General features: G+C 33.8%; 1 protein-coding gene. It reads left to right on the plus strand.

Annotation, left to right across the window (positions count from 1 at the left end):
- The first annotated feature begins 157 nt into the window (after positions 1-157).
- On the plus strand, positions 158-1,342 hold the full coding sequence (locus tag VXK47_RS17495; protein WP_435550071.1) for a DUF6575 domain-containing protein: 1,185 nt from the start codon (positions 158-160) through the stop codon (positions 1,340-1,342).
- Positions 1,343-1,517: the final 175 nt, after the last annotated feature.

Consider the following 1,517-nt stretch of genomic DNA (forward strand, 5'->3'; position numbering starts at 1 on the left):
AAAAGTTGACGTAAGTGCTTGAAATACTTGGTATATAAATTGCAACGCATTTTACATGCCATCTTTTTATGTTTTGTGAAAAAATATCGCAAAATTTTAAAACCATGTTTGAACGGCTTCAAAAACAGTGAAACTTTAGTATTTGAAGAGCTGTAACATGAATACTCAAATTTTTTTAAAAGATATTTTACTCTATTATGACACGCCACAATTATTTGTTGCCCGTGATGCGGTTGGCACAAATTATATATGTATGGTTGTTGAACAAAATGAAGGATTTGATAATTACGCATGTATCCAAATTTCAGAAAAAAAACTTGGATATTTTTCCAATGGACATATTGATTTGCGAGCTGTTTTTGTGTCACCAGAAATCAAAAAATATTACCAATCCAAAATTCATGACTTTGAATTAAATTTTTTTGAAATAACTTCATTAGAAAATGAGGAACTTCCTGACAAATGGTATCCAGATGAAGGTGTTGTCATTAAAATTGATCAAGGCCAATCTGAAATTGTAGCCGAATCGAAGGACAAAGCTAAAACAATTGTATATTTAAGTTTAAATCCTCCAGAATCGGCAAATGAACCAAAAATAAATACATTAAGTCTGGCAGAGGCACTTTTACGATTTCAGACTATGTTGAAATATGCGTATAAAAAGTCAATTGCGCAAATTCCATATGCCAGTAGAAAACAGTTGAATGTGCAAGAAAACTACCAGCTCGACGTTTTTGCCTTTGCGCCAGGCTCATTCAAAGTTAAAATGCAATCCCAGTCTTATCCAAATTTGTTCGGTGAAACAGAAATAATAAGAGCATTACTCCTAGTTGATCAGCATGTTGACAATATCGATAATGTTGATTCATCCTTAAAGCTTTTATCCGAGAATAAAGGCCATTTCGCAAATACATACATTAATTTTCTTAAATATATAGCTGAAAGCAAAAGCAAACTTTCATATTCATGGGCATTTTCTAGCATAAAAAGTCCAATCACGAAACAAATCACAAGCGATCAAGCACAATATCTATATGAAATATTTAACCAACAAGACGAACTTAAAGAAGAGAAAATTGAATTAATAGGTTATTTCGATAAGGTTGATGAAAAATATGGCAAATGGAGATTGGTTGATCAAGAGAATAATACTCATAATGGAGAACTTGGTGAAGTTGAAGGCTTAACTCTAAAAGGGGTAATTATCGGAACAAAACTATATAAACTTTTATGCATAGAAAAAATTATCGAAGTTGTTGGGACAAGCGAAGAAAAAAAATCAATCCAGCTTATGGAACTTAAGCAACTGGAATCTGAACGAGGCACCGAACAACGGCATTAAGAGCGACGGCAAAAAGCCGCCGCGCCTTATGCCGAGCGTTCGGCACTACTGGCAGGAGGCAGCATGGCAGATAAGCAAATAAAAAAGAAAAATTATCGAGAACTGTTCAGAGAAATTGATATGATGTGTGGGGAAGTCAACAATTCTGACTCAACTGTTGAGAAGGAATCAGAAA

The sequence above is a fragment of the Desulfobacterium sp. N47 genome, assembly GCF_051233685.1.
Taxonomy (GTDB): domain Bacteria; phylum Desulfobacterota; class Desulfobacteria; order Desulfobacterales; family RPRI01; genus RPRI01.

Excerpts from the sequence above, each read along its gene's own strand:
- VXK47_RS17495 (WP_435550071.1), top strand. The coding sequence starts at position 158 with ATGAATACTCAAATTTTTTTAAAAGATATTTTACTCTATTATGACACG.